This window comes from Methanolapillus millepedarum, assembly GCF_032594115.1.
Taxonomy (GTDB): Archaea; Halobacteriota; Methanosarcinia; order Methanosarcinales; family Methanosarcinaceae; genus Methanolapillus; species Methanolapillus millepedarum.
On record NZ_CP131060.1, the window covers coordinates 1,682,527 to 1,699,940 of the forward strand.

14 protein-coding genes and 1 pseudogene are annotated in these 17,414 nt (G+C 42.9%); 4 read left to right on the plus strand and 11 right to left on the minus strand.

The genetic code is table 11. The features are described 5' to 3' along the window. The first annotated feature begins 25 nt into the window (after positions 1-25). Positions 26-895 (plus strand): bifunctional 5,10-methylenetetrahydrofolate dehydrogenase/5,10-methenyltetrahydrofolate cyclohydrolase, encoded by an 870-nt coding sequence (locus MsAc7_RS07700; RefSeq protein WP_338102333.1) that lies wholly within the window; start codon positions 26-28, stop codon positions 893-895. Positions 896-947: 52 nt separating this feature from the next. Next, positions 948-1,793: a dihydropteroate synthase gene (folP, locus tag MsAc7_RS07705; protein ID WP_338102334.1), complete on the plus strand. Its 846-nt coding sequence runs from the start codon at positions 948-950 to the stop codon at positions 1,791-1,793. 109 nt (positions 1,794-1,902) lie between these two features. On the opposite strand, the gene MsAc7_RS07710 is transcribed toward folP, so the two are convergent. After that, positions 1,903-3,507 carry a DNA-directed DNA polymerase II small subunit gene (locus tag MsAc7_RS07710; RefSeq protein ID WP_338102335.1) on the minus strand — a complete coding sequence of 535 codons (1,605 nt, stop codon included), beginning with the start codon at positions 3,505-3,507 and terminating at the stop codon, positions 1,903-1,905. Between the two features lie 419 nt (positions 3,508-3,926). Here MsAc7_RS07710 and MsAc7_RS07715 point away from each other — a divergent pair, with 419 nt between their 5' ends. Continuing rightward, entirely contained in the window at positions 3,927-4,454 is a 528-nt protein-coding gene (locus tag MsAc7_RS07715) for a S26 family signal peptidase (RefSeq protein WP_338102336.1), read from the plus strand. 179 nt (positions 4,455-4,633) lie between these two features. On the opposite strand, the gene MsAc7_RS07720 is transcribed toward MsAc7_RS07715, so the two are convergent. Next, on the minus strand, positions 4,634-5,632 hold the full coding sequence (locus MsAc7_RS07720) for a hypothetical protein (protein ID WP_338102337.1): 999 nt from the start codon (positions 5,630-5,632) through the stop codon (positions 4,634-4,636). A 239-nt stretch (positions 5,633-5,871) separates the two neighbouring features. Here MsAc7_RS07720 and glmM point away from each other — a divergent pair, with 239 nt between their 5' ends. Further along, positions 5,872-7,320: a phosphoglucosamine mutase gene (gene glmM, locus MsAc7_RS07725; RefSeq protein ID WP_338102338.1), complete on the plus strand. Its 1,449-nt coding sequence runs from the start codon at positions 5,872-5,874 to the stop codon at positions 7,318-7,320. A 394-nt stretch (positions 7,321-7,714) separates the two neighbouring features. Here glmM and MsAc7_RS07730 read toward each other — a convergent pair. From MsAc7_RS07730 to MsAc7_RS07770, 9 genes and pseudogenes are all read right to left on the minus strand, one after another. Beyond that, positions 7,715-8,209 (minus strand): annotated as a pseudogene (locus MsAc7_RS07730) (TIGR00288 family NYN domain-containing protein); the annotation flags it as partial. A gap of 159 nt (positions 8,210-8,368) precedes the next feature. Then, positions 8,369-8,929: a hypothetical protein gene (locus MsAc7_RS07735; RefSeq protein ID WP_338102339.1), complete on the minus strand. Its 561-nt coding sequence runs from the start codon at positions 8,927-8,929 to the stop codon at positions 8,369-8,371. After that, a complete protein-coding gene (locus MsAc7_RS07740; protein ID WP_338102340.1) occupies positions 8,930-9,835 on the minus strand; it encodes a rhomboid family intramembrane serine protease in 906 nt (301 codons plus the stop codon). Between the two features lie 30 nt (positions 9,836-9,865). Next, entirely contained in the window at positions 9,866-10,093 is a 228-nt protein-coding gene (locus MsAc7_RS07745; RefSeq protein ID WP_338102341.1) for a hypothetical protein, read from the minus strand. Between the two features lie 54 nt (positions 10,094-10,147). After that, the gene (locus tag MsAc7_RS07750; RefSeq protein WP_338102342.1) at positions 10,148-11,326 is read right to left on the minus strand and encodes a cysteine desulfurase; all 1,179 of its coding nucleotides are present in this window, start codon (positions 11,324-11,326) and stop codon (positions 10,148-10,150) included. Between the two features lie 146 nt (positions 11,327-11,472). Then, complete coding sequence (locus MsAc7_RS07755) at positions 11,473-12,030, minus strand: DNA-binding protein (protein WP_338102343.1); 558 nt, start codon at positions 12,028-12,030, stop codon at positions 11,473-11,475. Then, positions 12,031-13,758 (minus strand): replication protein A, encoded by a 1,728-nt coding sequence (locus MsAc7_RS07760; protein WP_338102344.1) that lies wholly within the window; start codon positions 13,756-13,758, stop codon positions 12,031-12,033. Between the two features lie 238 nt (positions 13,759-13,996). Next, complete coding sequence (locus MsAc7_RS07765; RefSeq protein ID WP_338102345.1) at positions 13,997-15,883, minus strand: ATP-binding protein; 1,887 nt, start codon at positions 15,881-15,883, stop codon at positions 13,997-13,999. Next, entirely contained in the window at positions 15,873-17,285 is a 1,413-nt protein-coding gene (locus tag MsAc7_RS07770) for a DNA double-strand break repair nuclease NurA (protein ID WP_338102346.1), read from the minus strand. Before MsAc7_RS07770 ends, MsAc7_RS07765 begins: the two co-directional genes overlap by 11 nt. Positions 17,286-17,414: the final 129 nt, after the last annotated feature.

The following is a 17,414-nucleotide window of genomic DNA, read 5'->3' on the forward strand; positions in this document are numbered from 1 at the left end:
TATTCATTGTAACTTGGTAATTTTCATGTCTGACGCAATTGATTCTTCAAAAATAATTGATGGGAAAGCGGTCTCCCCAAAAGTGGAAGCGGAAGTCTCAAAAACGGTTGCCGCTCTCAAAGAAAAAGGAATTTTCCCGAAACTGGTCACGGTTTTGGTGGGCGAAGATCCGGCTTCCCAAATGTATGTCCGGATGAAACACAAAGCGTGCGAACGTGTCGGCATTTTGGCGGAAGATTGTATTCTTCCGGCAACAATGACCGAATCGGAACTGCTGGATAAAATCCGGGAGCTGAATGCTGATCAAACAGTATCGTCCATTTTGGTTCAGTTACCGCTTCCGAAACACATCTCTTCGCAAACCGTCATGAATATGATTGACCCGAAAAAGGATGCGGACGGATTCCACCCGTTTAACATGGGCAATCTTCTCATCAATGAAGAAGGGTTGGTTCCGTGCACGCCCAAAGGCATTATTCGGCTTTTGGAGGAATACAAAGTTGATGTGCAAGGCAAAAACGCCGTTGTTGTCGGTCACAGCAATGTTGTCGGAAAACCGATGGCGGCGATGCTTCTCAACCGGAACGCAACTGTCAGCGTCTGCCATATTTTTACCAAAGATTTGAAATCCTACACCACAGCGGCGGATATTTTGGTCGTTGGCGTCGGCGTCAAGCACCTGATTAAAGAAGATATGGTCAAACCGGGTGTTGTTATTTTCGATGTCGGTATCAATCAAGATTCAACCGGCACGCACGGTGATGTCGACTTTGCCAACGTCGTCAAAAAGGCCGCGCTCATCACGCCGGTTCCGGGCGGTGTCGGCCCGATGACCATTGCCATTTTGATGACGCACGTCGTAAAATGCGCGGAACTGATTGCTCAAAGAAAATAATCAAAATGGAAAAGCCTGTTCAAAACCAAAGTTATCATAGAGGAGAGATAAATTGGCATTTCAAACGCGAATTTGCGGGTTAAAAATTGGCGGCTCAAATCCGCCGCTCGTGATGGGCGTCTTAAATTTGAGTCCCGAATCTTTTTACAAAAAATCCGTTCAGGACCGCGACTCTCTTCTGTCGGCCGCCCAAAAAATGGTTGATGACGGTGCCGCTTTGTTGGACGTCGGCGCCCGCTCGACCGCGCCAAATTCTCCCTCGATTACAACCGAAGAAGAAAAGAATCGCCTTCTTTTTGCGTTGGACATTTTGGCGGACAACATTTCCGTTCCGATTTCCGTTGACACGATGTATGCGGAAATTGCGGAAGAAGCGTTGCATAGAGGCGCATCGATTGTCAATGATATTTCCGGCCTTAAAAATGATCCGGACATGGCCGGCGTGATTGGAGATTTTGACGCGTGCGCCATTTTAATGGCCGCTCAAAAAAAGCCGGGTGATCCGCTCGGAATGAACGCCGTCTTGTCCGCGCTTTCCAATTCTATTTCCATGGCAGAGTGCAGCGGAATTGATTCTCAGAAAATTATTTTGGATCCCGGCATTGGTCACTGGATCCCGGAGAAGACGTCCGACTATGATTTTGATTTAATCCAACATTTTGAACGTTTACTTGTCTTTGAAAAACCGATCTTAATTGCCGTTTCCCGAAAATCTTTTTTGGGCGATGCCACGCAAAAGCCGCCGGAAGGACGGTTAATTTCAGGCGTCGTTGCCGCAAGTATCGCCGCTTACAAAGGCGGGCATATCATTCGGACGCACGATGTTTCGGAAACCGTGGACGCTGTTAAGATTGTTCATTCAATATTGACGCGAAAGCCGAATACGAAAACGGTTTAAGAAATCGGCATTGGCTTGTTTAACTCTTCTCTTAAAAATGCGTGTGTAACGCGCGCGTCGGCGTCACCCGCATCAAATCAGGGTTTTTGTAAAATAAAAAATATAAAAATTAAAAACCCGAGTCCTCATACAAATTAAAATCCAAAATCCGGGTTTTCATTGTTTTTAAATCCACCATCGGCACTTTTGCGGGCGTCGGCATAATATTTACTTTCTTTTGGAAATCCGTTTGCGCCTGCCAGGTGCCGGAATTGATCAAAATGATATTTTTATAGTTGGCAATGCCGACCGTGTGCACGTGCCCGCAGTGAATAATATCGGGAACTTGATCAATCAGAAGATAATCTTTCTTCTCCGGTGAAATCATCACCCGACTGCCGTAAGTCGGTGCCAAATGCCTTCGTTTAACCATTTCAAGCATGCCGGTTGTCGGGGCTTGGTAGGAAACGCCTTTGATGTTTGACACCAAATCGTCCATGGAGCAGCCGTGATAAATTTGAACGTAAACGTCATCCAACGACACCAAAGCCGGATTTCCGACAAAAGTGACATTTTTCGGAAACATATCCCTGATTTTTTTCGGGAAGGTCAGCTGCGGCTCCGCTCGGCGGACAGCGTCGTGGTTTCCCGGAGCGATGACGATGCGGATGTGAGGCGGCATTTGGTGGAAATAGTTGGCAACCGCCCGGTACTGATCGTAAATTTCGGCTATTTCAAGATCTGTTTCTTGGTTCGGATAAATGCCGATGCCGTCAACAATATCGCCGGCGACAATCAAATAACGGACTTCGGAGGCGATTTGTCTCAAAACAGGATTTTCATTTTTGCCGTTTAAAAAGTCCAAGAAGAGTTCCCATTCGTCTTTCATAAATTCTTTGCTGCCGACATGGATATCGGAAATGAAAAGCGCCACCCCTTCCGAATTTCGTTTGGACGACAAACTGTTCGGAACATCGGGCTGGGTAATTTTGGACGCCATCAAAATCCCGCCGTCGGGAGACAAGCTTCCGGTAACGCCGACCACTTCATCCAAAATCAGGTTGGACGCGATTTCAATCAAAGCGGTATCTTTTTGGTTCACGAGAACCGGAAACGAGCCGGTCGGGTCTTCAAGAACGATAATCATATGCTGGTTGTTAGTGGTGCTTTTTTCGGACACCATCCCGATAATGGAAATTTCGGAAGACCCTTCTTCTCTGGACAGCGGTTTGATATATTTTCCTTTGGAAATACTTTCAATCGGACGTGAGCTCACACGCGTTCGGATCATTTCGCTGAGCCGGGTGTAGCGGTCCCGGAAATATTGAACATATTGAGAATATTCACCGATGCTGGTGGATTGATCGCTCACGTCAACCAACACTTGAATCGGGTTTTGTTCAAACGTATATTTGACATGAAATTCCGAATCGGGATCTGAAATTGAACGGGAAGCGGAGTTCGGAATCGGATCGGAACCCAACTCGGCGTCATAATCCGGAAAATCAGAATCGATATCGGAATCTGTCATTGAATTTAGATTTCTTTCCGTATAACTCGGAATAGAGGCGATGATGTGTTGCGGCTCAATCACAAAAACAGATTCGTCGACTTCGGAAAAGAGAGAAACCAGACAAGAATCCGGAAACCGGCATTCGATGAGCAAAGAAATCGCGTCCGGATTAATCATAAATCCGGCCTCTGATGCTTTTTCTAAGATAATCGATTCGTCCATTTGAAATCCTCTTTTGTTTTTATTCCGATTATTGATGTTGTAGTAAGCAATTTTGTTTTTAAAACTATTGTTTTACCTATTGATTCATAAAATTTAAATTCACTCTAAACTAAAAATTTTGACGCTTCTTTTTTATTCCAATATAAGTGAAATATTTATTTCAATGTAAATGGAATATTTTTCCAATAATTCCACATTTTTAAATGATGCTCATTTGAGAACATAAAGAACATAAGTTTCATATTCTCTTAAAATTCCACTGACGTATCCGTTTCTTTATTTCGTGAACATTTGTCATTCGGTTACAATTTCACAGGCGTGTCAATTTGGCTATTTTTCCCGTATTTATTTTTTTCGATTTTAATGAAATCAATACGTTTTTAAACTTTTAAGTTAGTTTCTATTCCAGAGGTTCTGAAATGGATGAAAAAATAAAAGACTTCGGAAAAGATATTTTAACCGTTTTGGCAATTGTCGCCGCCTTTTTGATTTTTTGCCAATTGGTCTTCGGTCTTTGGACACCGATGTATGTCGTTCAATCCGGAAGCATGGAACCGCATATGAATATCGGGGATATTATTTTTATTAAGGATATTGACCGTGTGACGGTCCAGACCAACGAACAAGCTCTTTCATCCGCAAATCCGAAAATGAAGTTTGGCGGTTATGGTGATGTGATTTTATACCGCCCAAACGGCAGTAAAACGGCTGTTCCGATTATTCACCGGGCGATGTATTATGTTGAAAAAGGAGAGCCGATGTGGGAGGGCGGCCCGGCCGCGCCACACGCCGGATACATGACAAAAGGCGACAATCCGTTTACAAATCCGCTTCTGGACCAGCAAACTCAAATCAGTTACAACACACCGGTAAAAGAAGAATGGGTCATCGGAATCTCCAAATATAGAATTCCATACATCGGGAAAATCAGATTGATTTTCTCATAAATTTATTATTTTTTTATTGTTTTTACATGTTTTACATTTTTATTATTTTTATATTGTTTTTACATTTTTTATTTTTTTTTACATGTTTTACATTTTTTATTGTTTTCTTTTCCTTTTGGATTGTTATGCTTATTTTTGATTTTTATGCTGTTTTGATTTTTTTTGAATTCGGGTTGGTATTACCAACCCAATTCCCGAACAGCCGTTTCCGGATCCATATCTTTGACACGTTCATAATCCTCGCGGCTCATGTGAAATGGTCCGTTTGGGACATTATCATCGTTGTTGCCGCATTCGTCCAGCATTCTTTCAAATTCTTCGTCCGTTAAACTATCCAAAAAATCAAAAACCCCTTGAACAAGCCTTCTACTGATTGTTCCATCATTTGCTTCATCTTCAATTTTTTCTTTAAATTTGTAATTTTCAGAAATTTCCCGAATCCGATTATTTTTATACATTTTTCTTCGTTCCTTTTTTTCATAGAGTTTATTTTTCAAAACAACAAAATGAATACAATCTTCAATATTTTCAAGTTCTATATTAATTTTTTCTACAGATTTTATGGCTTTGATATTTTTGAGGCAATAGATTCGATAAGGAAGATTCATGTATGGAAATAGTCGGTGATCTTTCGGTCTTCCAATCATGGTTGAATAGTTATTTGTTGTTAAAACAATCATATCGTATTCGTCTTTAAAATTTGAACATTTGAAAAGGAATTCATATACAGATAAGCCTTTGAGTTCTTTTGAAATGATTGTTTTTCGATAAAATTTAACATAAATTTCTTCCAGAGTTAACTTATTTTTGACATTATCCAAATCAAGACACCGCACATTTTCAAAACAGGTTTCAATTACCGCAAAACGCTCTTCAAAATAGCCATATACTTTTTGGTAAAATTCCTCCCATTTCTTTTTGTTAGTTCCGGTGTCCGAATCCAATTCTTCAATGTCATCTGATTGCTTTTTCATATAATCCCGAAGCGTCCACCAAATCGCGTAAATTTCATTGTCATAAAAATAGACGCCCTGTCCCAAATGCAACGTGTTTTTTGATGACATTGTAAAATTGTCGGTCATAATTTTGGCGGCACTTTCTTTGGTGGTTCCGTGATATAATTGTCCGCTGTACCGGTTAATATTTTTAAACGGATTTTTTAACAAGTTGGTTGACATTTATTCCCTCGAAAACAGGGACAACTTATCAATTATTAAATATTTTCATTTGTTCAAAATCAGAATGTTTAAATAAAGCATTCAAAAAATGGCGAAAATGTCAAAAAAGCCTTTTCTTTTTTGATTCGTCTGCATGACTTTTATATTTCTTTGTCCTTATATTCAAACACTTAATCAGAACCATTAATTTACGATTTGTTGTTTAATTTATTGTGTTTAATTTAAGAGGAAGGATCACTTTGTCACTTTTCGGAACAAATGGTGTTCGTGCGCTCGCGAACAAAGAACTGACGCCTGAGATGGCGCTCAAATTATCCCAAAGTTTCGGCGCGTTTTTAATCAGCCGCAGTCATAAAAAAACCCCCGCCGTTGCGGTCGGAACCGACACGCGCGTTACGGGTTCGATGCTGAAATGCGCCGTCATTTCCGGTCTTCTTTCTTCCGGCATCCGGGTCATTGATCTCGGAATCGCCCCGACGCCGTCTCTTCAATATTACGTCAAAAACGCAACTGTTGACGCCGGACTTGTCGTCACCGCCTCGCATAATCCGCGGGAATACAATGGCATCAAACTCATTGCCGGTGACGGTACCGAATTTTCGCATGAGGACGAATCCGTTGTTGAAGAAATTTACAATTCCGGGAAATTCATGTATGCGGACTGGTCCAAAACAGGTGAACTGCTTTCCGATTCCAATGCCAACGATTTGTATGTCAACGGTATTTTATCCCAAATCGATCAAAACGCCATTTCCGGTCGCAAACTGCGTGTCGTTGTGGATACCGGGTCCGGTGCCGGATCGTTGACACTTCCGGTTTTGCTTCAAAAACTCGGTTGCCAAGTTTTGACGGTCGGCGCGCAGCCGGACGGTACGTTCCCCTGGAGAAACCCGGAACCTGTTGTCGAATCTTTGGGTGAAATGTCGGTTCTGATTCGAATGTTTGGCGGCGATTTGGGAATCGCTCAAGACGGAGATGCCGATCGCGCGGTTTTCATGGACGAGAACGGCGAATTCATCGACGAAGAAATCATGTTGGCTGTCATCGGGAAATTTATGCTTCAACGGGAAAAAGAAAATCCTAAAAATAATGCGGGCAAAACGAATGGAAGCGGAATCGGTCCGGTTGTGACGACTGTCAGCACCTCAAACCGGCTCACCGATATTGCCAAAGAAGCCGGCGTCGATATTTTGTACACAAAAGTCGGATCTATCGATGTCGGTCGGAAAATGATGGAAACCTGTGCCGTTTACGGCGGCGAAGGAAACGGCGGCATGATTTTTCCGAACCACCAGATTTGCCGGGACGGGGCGATGGCGGCCGCTTTTGTCTTGGAGTCTATGATTAAAAACAATGTCAAAGCGTCGGAATTTAAGCAAATCGTTCCCGAATATTTCAACACCAAAACCAAAATCAAAACCACTCCAAAAGATCCGAAATCGGTCATGGAAACGCTCACAAAAACAATTTTGTCGCCGGAATCTAAAAAGGAAATCGGGTATGTTGACGCCGATACCATCGACGGCGTTAAGCTTCATTTCAAAACCGGTTGGCTTTTAATCCGTCCGTCCGGAACTGAACCGATTGTCCGGGTGGTCGCCGAATCGAAAACAAAAGAAGAAGCGGAGAAGTTTTTGAAGATTGGTGAGGAACTTGTTTTGAAGAGTTTGGGAACAAGTAATCATTAAATGAACTATATCTGCAGTTTTCAGTTCTGATTGCTCTGTCACTGCTGTATCCGTCAATAAACAGATCTTATCAAACAACATCCGAGTTTCTTAAAAACTCGAAGAAAACACGTCTCTATAACGCGCGCGATGCCACCGCTTGAACAAAAGAAAACAAAGTAAAAATTAAAAAAAGATAAAACCAAAATATATTTTTGTTTTATTTTTTCAAATCGCCTTCTGCAGAACCGATTTTGTCGTCTTTGCTTTTGATGACCTCATATCTTTTTTCGGTTTTTTGCGGCGGCTTTTCGCTGCTTTCAACAGCCTTTTCTTTCTCTTTTCCGGCGATTTCGATTTCCTCTTGCCCGTCTTCTTCAGCAACGCCCAAATAACGCGGCTCGTCCTCAACTTCTTCCTCATACATCATTTGCGCGTCTTTGAGCAAAATCACGTAATCGGCGGAGTTTTTAAGCGCGATTGAAAAGCCCGGCTGAATGCCGAAAATAATTGTTTCTTTTCCTTTTTCGTTCGCTTTGTTCAGAAGCGGCTTAAAATCGGCGTCTCGTGTCACAATCGCAATCGTGTCAATGTTGTCGTTGTAAACAAGTTCCATTCCTTCCACGGCAAGGCGCACATCTACATCCGTTGAGCAAACAATCGGCTCAAGGCCGTGATTTTCAATGGCTTCGATGAGCTTTTCGGAGGCGTACTGGTTAATGAACACTTTTCCGATTTTGACATTCCCATACTCTTTTAGAACGTTTTTAATTTCATATAAATCCACATTAAATTCTTTCCGAATAACATTCGGGCCGTCCACCAAAAGACCGATGCGTCTTCGCTCAACCTCTTTTTTGGAAGACAAATACTTTGTAATGGAACCGAGACCGGTCTTTGTTGTCTTCATGGTTTTCAAAACCTTTTCATTCATAAAAATTACAATACAATAACAATTAAAAACAATAACAATAAAAAATAACGATACTGTATGAGGCATCCGAATTATTAATAATTATCTAAAATCAAACCAAAAATCAATGTATCTGAACTTATGTCCCGGTTGTTTTTATTTTCGATCTGATTTCTGTTCAACCATCTCCGATAAATTATATTTCCGAATCGGGTTTCCCGTCTTTTGATTTTTTTGTTTCAGCCAGAAGTTTTTACGAAGCCGCCGCCCGCTTTTTTGCCGGTAAAACCAAATCTCGCCGCCATATGTTGAAAACATATCATAGACAATTTCAAATTGCTCAAATTCTTCATCATTGAGCTCGATCAGTTTTTTTCCGTCCCCGTCGTACACTTCCAAAAGAACAATCTGCCGGACCCGCTTTAATTCTTCCGTTTTCGGTTCTTCTTCAAAATAAAGTGTGTAACGAAGTCCCGGAAGCCAGCAAGCGTACATTTTTTTAAAATCCAAAACCTGAATGAATACTTTTTCGTCCTCCGCCGGTTTTAAGTAATGATGGCCGACGAGTGGAGAAACAGTTGTTTTGACCGGAATGGCAAATTTGTCTCCCGATACGGCCGGACCCGAATTTGTTTCGCTGTCATAATTCGTTTCCGCGTCAAAAGCTGATTCATCATCGGGCTTTTCGGTTTCCGGCCCCAACAGCGGTTTCGTCACTTAAAACTCCTGGGGCCGCCGGCTCCTCAATTTTTTCCGGTAATAGTATCCGATCCAAAGGCCAATGAAAAGACCGCTTAAGTGAGCGGCGTGAGCGATGGAGTCTCCCGATCCCATAAATACAAAGTCGAAAATCGCGTAAAAGATAATCAGATATTTAATTTTTGCCGGGATGAAATAAATATAAACTTGCAAGTTCGGATTAATGATGGCAATCGCCGCCAAAACACCCATAATCGCACCGCTGGCGCCGACCAAAGGCACGGTTGAAGGACCGGACGTTAAAATTTCGACGGCAACAAAACCGATTGCTGCCACAATTCCGGAAACCAAATAGGTCGCGATAAAAGCCTTCTTTCCGATCACTTTTTCCAGATAAGTTCCGAAAAAGAACAACGTCATCATGTTGAAAAGAATGTGCGTGATGTTAACGGGCGCGTGCAGGAACATGTGCGTGACAAGCGACCACGGATAAGAAGTGATAAACGGAAGATTGGGCTGCAACGATAAATAATAAAAAACGTACAAGAACGGCGTGAAGTTAAAAACAAAGCCGATCACTTCAATGATTTGCATCAGGACGCAAATTAAAATAATCGTGTAGGTCGGACTTCCAAAGATCATTTTCCAAAGGCTGTCCCTTCTTTTTGCCGAATAGCCATGTTTTTTTTCAAAATTGTCTTGGTCGTAATAATCGGCCTTCGGCGGGTTTGTTCCGGCGGCTGCGCCTGTTCCGTATGTCTTCACATAAACACGTGCGGTCCCATTTCCGACATTGACGCCTTTCGGGTCTTTAAAACAAATGTGCCGGTTTTGGGAAATATGTTCTTCACAATATGTTTTTCCGCACACGTTACAGACCGGCTGCGCCGGCTCTTCTTTCCCGCAGGCATGGCATTTCGTCATCGTTTTCCCGTTTTCCGAAGGTTTTTCAGCTTAATCCGTCTCGATTTTAAAGAAAACACCGGTTCCGGCCAAAGACAAATGGATTTTATCTCCAAATCTCAAAACGTCTTCAAGCGTTACCTGTTTGTTCCACTCATAGACATAATCATAGGACCCTTGAATCGGCTTAAACCCAAGAGACATGAGGCGGCTGTTGACCTCGGACGGATTGGAACAATCGCTGTTGCTGTTGTACCAAATTAAAAGATACGTTTTCATAAGATTTCATTCCTCTTCTTTACTTATTTATCTTGCCCTTTTGAAAAACCATTTTTAAGATTCTTTTGCAATTCTTTTGACCCCTTCTATGAGCGCATCGACCTCATCCGGTGTGTTGTAAAGTGCGAAAGACGCACGGGACGACCCCTTAATCCCTAAAAACTTTTGGCTCGGCATCGCGCAGTGAAAGCCGCTTCGGACGCAAATATTATCGTATTTGTCAAGCCGCATGGCAACGGTGTGCGGTTCCAAATCTTTTACATTAAAAGCGACAAGTCCTGCCCGCTCTTTTGGTCCGTAAATTGAAACGCCGTCAATTTCGGACAAACGCTTTGCGGCTTCTTTTGCCAGCGCAACTTCATGCTTTTCAACATTAGCAACGCCGATTTTTTTCAGGTATTCCACCGATGCTCCAAGACCGATGACGCCCGGCAGATTCGGCGTTCCCGCTTCAAAGCTTTCCGGCGGTTCTTTTGTCACAAAGCAAGTCCGGTCAGCATCAGAAGTTGTTCCGCCCCCAAGGCTTGTCGGCTTAATTGTTTCCGGATTTTTCAGATAAAGAACACCGGTTCCCTGCGGCCCAAGGAGTCCTTTGTGTCCGGCCGCCGCGAAATAATCACAATCCAATTCTTTTAAATCCACCGGCGTATGTCCGGCAGACTGGGCGCCGTCAATGAGTACCGGAACATTGCTCTTATGCGCGATTTGGATAATGGTTTTTATGTCTTGAACGGACCCGAAAACGTTTGAAATATGAGAGACGGCAACAAGTTTTGTTTGTTCGGTGATTTCTGCTTCGATATTTTTCGGGTCGATCATTCCTTCCGAATCAATGTCTACAACCGATACAGAGACGCCCTTCTCCTTTTGACGCAGCCACGGGACAATGTTTGAATGATGTTCAACGACGCTTGTAATGATGTGGTCGCCGGATTCGAAACCAAAACCGTTGGCCACCATGTTGATACTATCTGTTGTGTTTTTTGTTAAAATCATTTTTTCAGAGGGCGCATTTAAGAATGAAGCGACAGAATCCCGCGCATCTTCATAGGCATTTGTCGCGGCAATCGATAAGTGGTGCGCTCCCCGCCCGTAGTTGGCCGTGTAATTATAATAAAAATCCAGCATCGCGTCAACGGCCGGTTTTGGGGTTTGCGTGGTGGCGCCGTTGTCCAAATAAATAACCTTTTCCAAGACCGGAAAATCTTTTCGAATTAAGTTTACATCGTACATGAACGAAAGAACAGAACGGAAAAATAAAAACGTTTGGATAAAACAAACAGAATATTGAAAATGAATTTGAAAATGAATATGAAAATGAATATGAAAATGAATTTATGAATAAGCCAAAGACGGCTTATCATAAATTTCATTAAAACTTATTGAATGGTTTCAAGAGCTTCCACCATCATTTTGCGGTATCCCGTAAAATCCGGCCGGTAATGTTTCAGAATTTCGGCGGTCTTTTCCGGATTGTTTTCAACATCTGTCAACCGTTCATGTGTTTTTTGCGCGGTTTCAAAAACCCATAAATCGCGGTCTTTTTCATCGATTTTTTGAATATGTTCCGGACGAATCGAAATTAAAATGTTGCCGTCATCCGCCTTAAAAGCATTGACTTTTCCGACAACCGTGACGAACGCCGGCGTTTCAACCTCCGATAAAAAGCGCATGGCTTCGGCTTGATATTGGCCGGCGTAAACCATAAATGTCCCGGTCGGGTCTGAAATACGCGCCCGATAATATTCGGAATCCGTGCCGATATTTTCATTTTCGGTCAGCGTTCCCGCAATCAACACCCGGTTGATTCGGGCGCCGGTCGGCGTCATCACATACTGCGGCGCGTATTGGTCGCCTTCCTCCCGGTAAAAAACGCAGGAGTCACGCAGTTCTTTGGCAAAGACGCGGACAGCAATCTCTCTGAAGTAACCCGGCATTTAAATCACCTCTTTCGCAACCGATTCAAATTCATATCCGATGTCGGCAAATTCCTTTTTACGATCGGTGTCAAGATGCGTTCGACGGCCGGATTCGGAAAAACTGCCCGAATCGAAAGAATCAACGCTCATATTCTCTGAATAAGATCCGGGTGGCTCAAAAACCCGGTCTTTTTCATTTTCATTTCCGATTTTGTTTCCAAAGATCTCATATTCCAATCTTTCAAGTTCAATCCGGCTTTTTAATTCCTTCACCACAGCCGCATCTATCGGCATGGCCGGTTCAATTGTTTCGGCAATGATGTAGCGGTCGGTTTTGGCACCCGTGACGGTGTAATATTTTCCCAAGAAATCCTTTTTGATGATATCGGCAATCGATTCCGGATCCAATGTTTCGGTCGCGATTGAGACGGCGTCGTCCAGCGTCATCTTCAAAATTTGTTCCGTCAGCACGCAATTGATAATCGTTTCTTGCGCATTTATTCCGTCGTCAATCACGGCTTTGATCCGTAAATCATATTTTCCTTTGACTTTGCCGTGGTCGCCGCAGCTGCCTTTGGACAACACCTTGTTACATTCCGGACATCTTTTCACAAGGCCGGAACCGGCTTGAATATCAACGGCACAGCCTGTCACTTCGACAGACGCGGATTTGACAACGACTTCCTCGGAAAGTTCCTCCAATCGGCTGCTTTTATTGAGCTCGATCGCGTATTTTCCGTTCCATTCTTTGACAATAACGTTGGTGAACAAATAGGATTTTCCGGCTTCGACCGGTTCGCATTCCGCTGTTTTCCACATGGTAAACCGGATGGTTCCCGTCGCATCCCCCAAAATACCGGCAACCGTAATACTGTCATGCGATTTGTCAAAAACCTGAACCACTTTTGCGGAAATATCCGTCCAAACTCCGTCTTTGTTCAGTTCCGAAACAGTCCGCATTTCATTGTTTTTTTGTTTACCGGCCTCTGCGGCAGTTTCAAAAGGCAACACCTGGATATTCCGGTCTAAGGAGCTGACAGAGGTTGCTTTGTTGAGCTCGATTTGAGTTTTGCCGTTCCAAGTCTTAACAATTACGTTTTTAAGTTGGTAAGACTGATTCAGTTTCAGAGCCGAATGTCCCGCATTTCCCCAAAGCGTAAATTTGATCACGCCGGTTTCATCTCCCAAAAGGCCGGCTTGAGCAATGCTTTCGTGCGGATTGTCCCACAGCTGGATGACCTTTCCTTCAAGCGTGAGCCAAACGTTTTCCGAATTTTCAATCATGTCCGGTTTTGGAATCTCCTCAATTTTCATGGATTTTGCGCCGCGGCCGGTCAAAACTTCCGTTTTTGACAAGTTGTGCCTTTTAGCGTAAACATTTGAAACCGTTCGCTCCGCTTCAAACGGCGGAACTTTGTAGACGAAAATTAAGTCGCGCAATTTTTCGGAAACCTCATCGGCTGAAAGTTCAATGTTTTTTTCCGAAAAGTTTTTCAAAATCTTTCCGGCGCACTCCGAAATCAAATCGTCCGACGTGCCGGTGTTTTTGTCCGGGTGCCCGCCGACCGGCTCTTTTATTTCGTCGGGTTTCGCATCTGTCATCTCTGTTGTCATATCCGGCTGTGCTTTTTCGGGTATTTCATATTTCTCAAGCGTTTCAGCAACGATGTGCTCGTTCTTGGATTCGCTTTTCTTTCTTCTGTCAGGTTTTTCGCCTTTTTCAGTTGTGTTTGTCATATTCGTCATGTCCGTAGACCTCCAATTTTATTCGGTTTGGTTTTGGGAGGCAAATATTCCTTTAGACTGTTTCAATATAAAGGAAAAATCCAAGCGGTGTGAAAGTATTCCCCCTTCCGATTTTGGTGAAAAATCGGGAATGTCTTTTGACGAATCTGAAAGAAACGGCTGCTGTAACGCACGCGCAGACCGGCTCTAAAAGCACAAAAAATGAAAAATAAAAAAAGAATTTGAAAAAAACAGACGGTTATTGGTGTTTAACCACACAATTTGAAAGTCCCGTAATCTCGACAATATCGCCATTGTCCGGACTGTGAATAATCATTTGCCCCTTTTTCAGATAAGGAACCCGCTTTTCATACTCTTTCGGAACTTTAACGGCATTAATCGCCGCGTCGTTGTTGAGATTCAAAATCACTTTGGTATTTACCTGTTTAAGAATTTCAGTTTCGATATCTTGCGGGTCTTGCGTAATCAAAAACAGTCCAAGTCCTTCTTTTCGCCCTTGCTTTGCCGCTTCCGAAAATTTATGAATGATTTTTCCCGACTGCGCGGATGACGCGCCTGACAAATACCGGTGCGCTTCATCCAAAACAAGAATGATCGGGGTATCTTTAACGGTTTCGTTTCCGGACGTTCCGAGTTTGTTGTCCACAATCACGGTCATCATGGACAACACAATCAAATCGCGGATGCGTGATGATTGAATGTATTCGGTCGGAAATACGGAGATTTGGCCGGGCTTGAACATGGTTTCAAAAAGAGCCGTCATCGGTTTTGCGTCTTTATCAAAAACACGTTCATACGACTTGTTGAGAACTTTTCTGACAATGCCGCCGTAAGTCGCTTCGTGAATTTTACCGGTTTGTTCGGTGTAATATTCTTTATTGAGCGAGTCTTCCAAGAATGATTTAAATCCGAGATAAGTCGGTGTTTCCTTTTTCTGATCCGCTTTTTTAAAGTAATCGTCAATCAACACTTCATAGCCGATTCTTTGATTTTCAGGCATTTCGGCCGCTTCCAAAATCCATGGATTATGCCGGATAAATGAGAACGGAATCGTAAATTCCACTTGCTGGGCCCGGGATTTTCCGCTGTAGCGTTCGCCGTCCACTTTCGCTGTAAATGTTTTCGTATCGGAAACGCCGCCATAAACGACATTTTCCGATTCAAAGGAAAAGCGTTCATCTTCCGAAAGCGAATTGTTTTCGTAAAGTTGCGAATATTCATCTTGCGGGTCCATAATCACCAAGCACGGGTTTTTTTCGATTTTCAGGTCGCTCCGCTGGCGATAAACGCTGGTTTTTGCCAGGAATTGGCGCAAAATATTTTTTGTGAGAAACGTTTTTCCGGTACCGGTACTGCCGCAAACAAGCATGTGCCGGAAAATGAGCGGATCTCCGGTCGAATAATCATTTTTCAAATAATACGCGACGGTGGACGGTTTAGATTCGGTTTTGACCAATTCGCCGCCGACGCTCAAATGTCCCAAAAAAATACCTTCCTTCGGAATATTAAGTCCCGTCTGAACCATTTTTTTGTCCGTGACCGGTAAAATCGGCGTGTTAGGCTTTGGAATCCGGTCGGCCATCCGGCGCAAAAGTTGATTCTGTTTCTCATAAAGAATACAAATCGGATCAATGAGTGCCAGCAGTTTATAATCTTCTTCGTTGATTTCACGCCGTTTCTCTTTTTCAAGCATGCGCCGGGAATGGATTTCGGTGGCGTCATCTACCGTAAATTCCTGCCGGTATTCTAATTTTGATATTTTTCCGAACAAATTTTCATTTTTGTAGGGAATGGTGACGTATCCGCCAAGCCGGATTTGTTCCCGCTCGGACGCCGAAATGTAGCCGATAATGTTTGCGCCTGTTTCGTCAATTTGAAGCGGTTCGACGCCGGTCGTGACGATTCCGTAAGCTTTATTCCGGCCAACGCCGCTGTTTATTGTCGATTTTTCCGAAAAATAATCGTTTTCCAAAAACGGTAAATCGTCTTCCGGCAACATCTTATTATTTTCGGGTTCCTTCAAGTCGGTTCCGTTTGCTTCCGTTTTTTTCAGAGCGCTTAATTTTTCTTTGATGCTGTTAAAATCTTGTTGTTCCGCATTCAACTTTTTTTGTTCAAAAATCATCGATATCCCCCCAGCGGATGCTGTTGTATGTCCGGTCAATTGTCTCTTTTGAGAACAGGTTTTTAATTTCTTTCTTTTCTTCCATTCCGATTTTTGCGACAGAATCCGCTTTTAAAAGGGCGGCCGGCGTGATATCCATGGATAATTCAAAAAGCATTTTCCGAGTGATTTTTGCCCGAATTTCATCATCTTTGATAAGTCCGTAAGGGCTTTCGATTTTAAACAAGAGGCCGTCTGTTTCATACGGCACATAAATCATAAAAAAGGCCAAAGAGTAATCGTCCGGCTCGAATTTGTGAGATAAATTCTTCCCGACAAGCGGTGAATTTTCCTTAATTTCCGCTTCATAAAACTGGTTGGGCTGCAAAAACCAGTTGGTGTACGTTAAATATTTCCGGCGGTTTGGAGAGTTTGTTGTTTCCGGCGCTTTGTTTTGTTGTTCGTCCGGATTTTTTAAAAACGATTTAAAAAGCTGGGAATCGGTCGCCCACGGCAAATCCAAATATCGCTTTTCGGATTTGATTTTCTCCCGAAGCGCATTCATGATTTGCGTTTCCGCCGGGTTTTTGACAAATCCGGCGAGCGGAATCTTATGCTCAATGTGAAAATCCATGATGTCAATGTAGTTTTGAAGGACCTTTTGCGCGTTTTTATCGTACCGGATTTTTATGTCGTCTGAATCCGTTCCCATCCAATACATCAATTGTTTCGGATAAATCGGTCCGTCCATCATGAAAAAAGAATTGTCGCTTCCGGTATTGTTTTGTCCTTTTTTTGCGTTATCCGTTTTTTTGTTCATCTCTTTTTGAAGCCACAAAATGTGTTCCGACTCGGAAGCATAAATCGCCATGTCGTGGACCATTCGCCCCATTCTTTTTTTCAAAAGGGCCGGATCAATCTGAATTGTTTTGCTGCGCCCGAACCCGTCGTCAAAATATTTCCAGTCGTCGCCGGCGGTTAAGGAACTGTTTTTGTCCGGCGAAAACCCGACGCAAACAATGGTTCGTTTTCTTTGAACATCTAAATCTGTCGGGACAGCCGCGGCGGCGCAGTGGCAAATATCTAAAAAAAGACCGCTTTCAAAAGGAATCGGGTTGGTACTCCCGCTGTCGGACGCATATGTTACGGAAAAGTTGTCTTCCGAAAGAGCTGCGGTGGAAATGTCGGTTTTAAAGCGATGGAGCGTTCCGATTGATTTGAGAATCACTTTCCCGTCGCTTTTCAGTTCGGAGAGATTTTTAAAAATTTCAAGATTCTCTTTTTTCTCTCTTTCCGTGAAAGAATAATCGATACCTGATGCGATTTCTTCGATTTCTTTCATGTGGACAGGCTCAAGAGTCATACACAGCCCATAAGGCATGTTTTTATATAAACTTGATGAAAGCGCGGTGAAAGAACTCATTTCCGTCATCCGCTTTGTTTTTATTGATGTTCAACGAAGATTATAAGTTGGCTCATTTTATTCATTTCAATTACTGTGAAATATATTATGAGTTCAGCGTCTATTTCAATCATCAGATTTATTTATGAG

Coding starts and splice junctions, on each gene's coding strand:
- MsAc7_RS07700 (WP_338102333.1), top strand. CDS start 26: ATGTCTGACGCAATTGATTCTTCAAAAATAATTGATGGGAAAGCGGTC.
- MsAc7_RS07710 (WP_338102335.1), bottom strand. CDS start 3,507: ATGGACGAATCGATTATCTTAGAAAAAGCATCAGAGGCCGGATTTATG.
- MsAc7_RS07715 (WP_338102336.1), top strand. CDS start 3,927: ATGGATGAAAAAATAAAAGACTTCGGAAAAGATATTTTAACCGTTTTG.
- MsAc7_RS07720 (WP_338102337.1), bottom strand. CDS start 5,632: ATGTCAACCAACTTGTTAAAAAATCCGTTTAAAAATATTAACCGGTAC.
- MsAc7_RS07740 (WP_338102340.1), bottom strand. CDS start 9,835: ATGACGAAATGCCATGCCTGCGGGAAAGAAGAGCCGGCGCAGCCGGTC.
- MsAc7_RS07745 (WP_338102341.1), bottom strand. CDS start 10,093: ATGAAAACGTATCTTTTAATTTGGTACAACAGCAACAGCGATTGTTCC.
- MsAc7_RS07750 (WP_338102342.1), bottom strand. CDS start 11,326: ATGTACGATGTAAACTTAATTCGAAAAGATTTTCCGGTCTTGGAAAAG.
- MsAc7_RS07755 (WP_338102343.1), bottom strand. CDS start 12,030: ATGCCGGGTTACTTCAGAGAGATTGCTGTCCGCGTCTTTGCCAAAGAA.
- MsAc7_RS07760 (WP_338102344.1), bottom strand. CDS start 13,758: ATGACGAATATGACAAACACAACTGAAAAAGGCGAAAAACCTGACAGA.
- MsAc7_RS07765 (WP_338102345.1), bottom strand. CDS start 15,883: ATGATTTTTGAACAAAAAAAGTTGAATGCGGAACAACAAGATTTTAAC.
- MsAc7_RS07770 (WP_338102346.1), bottom strand. CDS start 17,285: ATGAGTTCTTTCACCGCGCTTTCATCAAGTTTATATAAAAACATGCCT.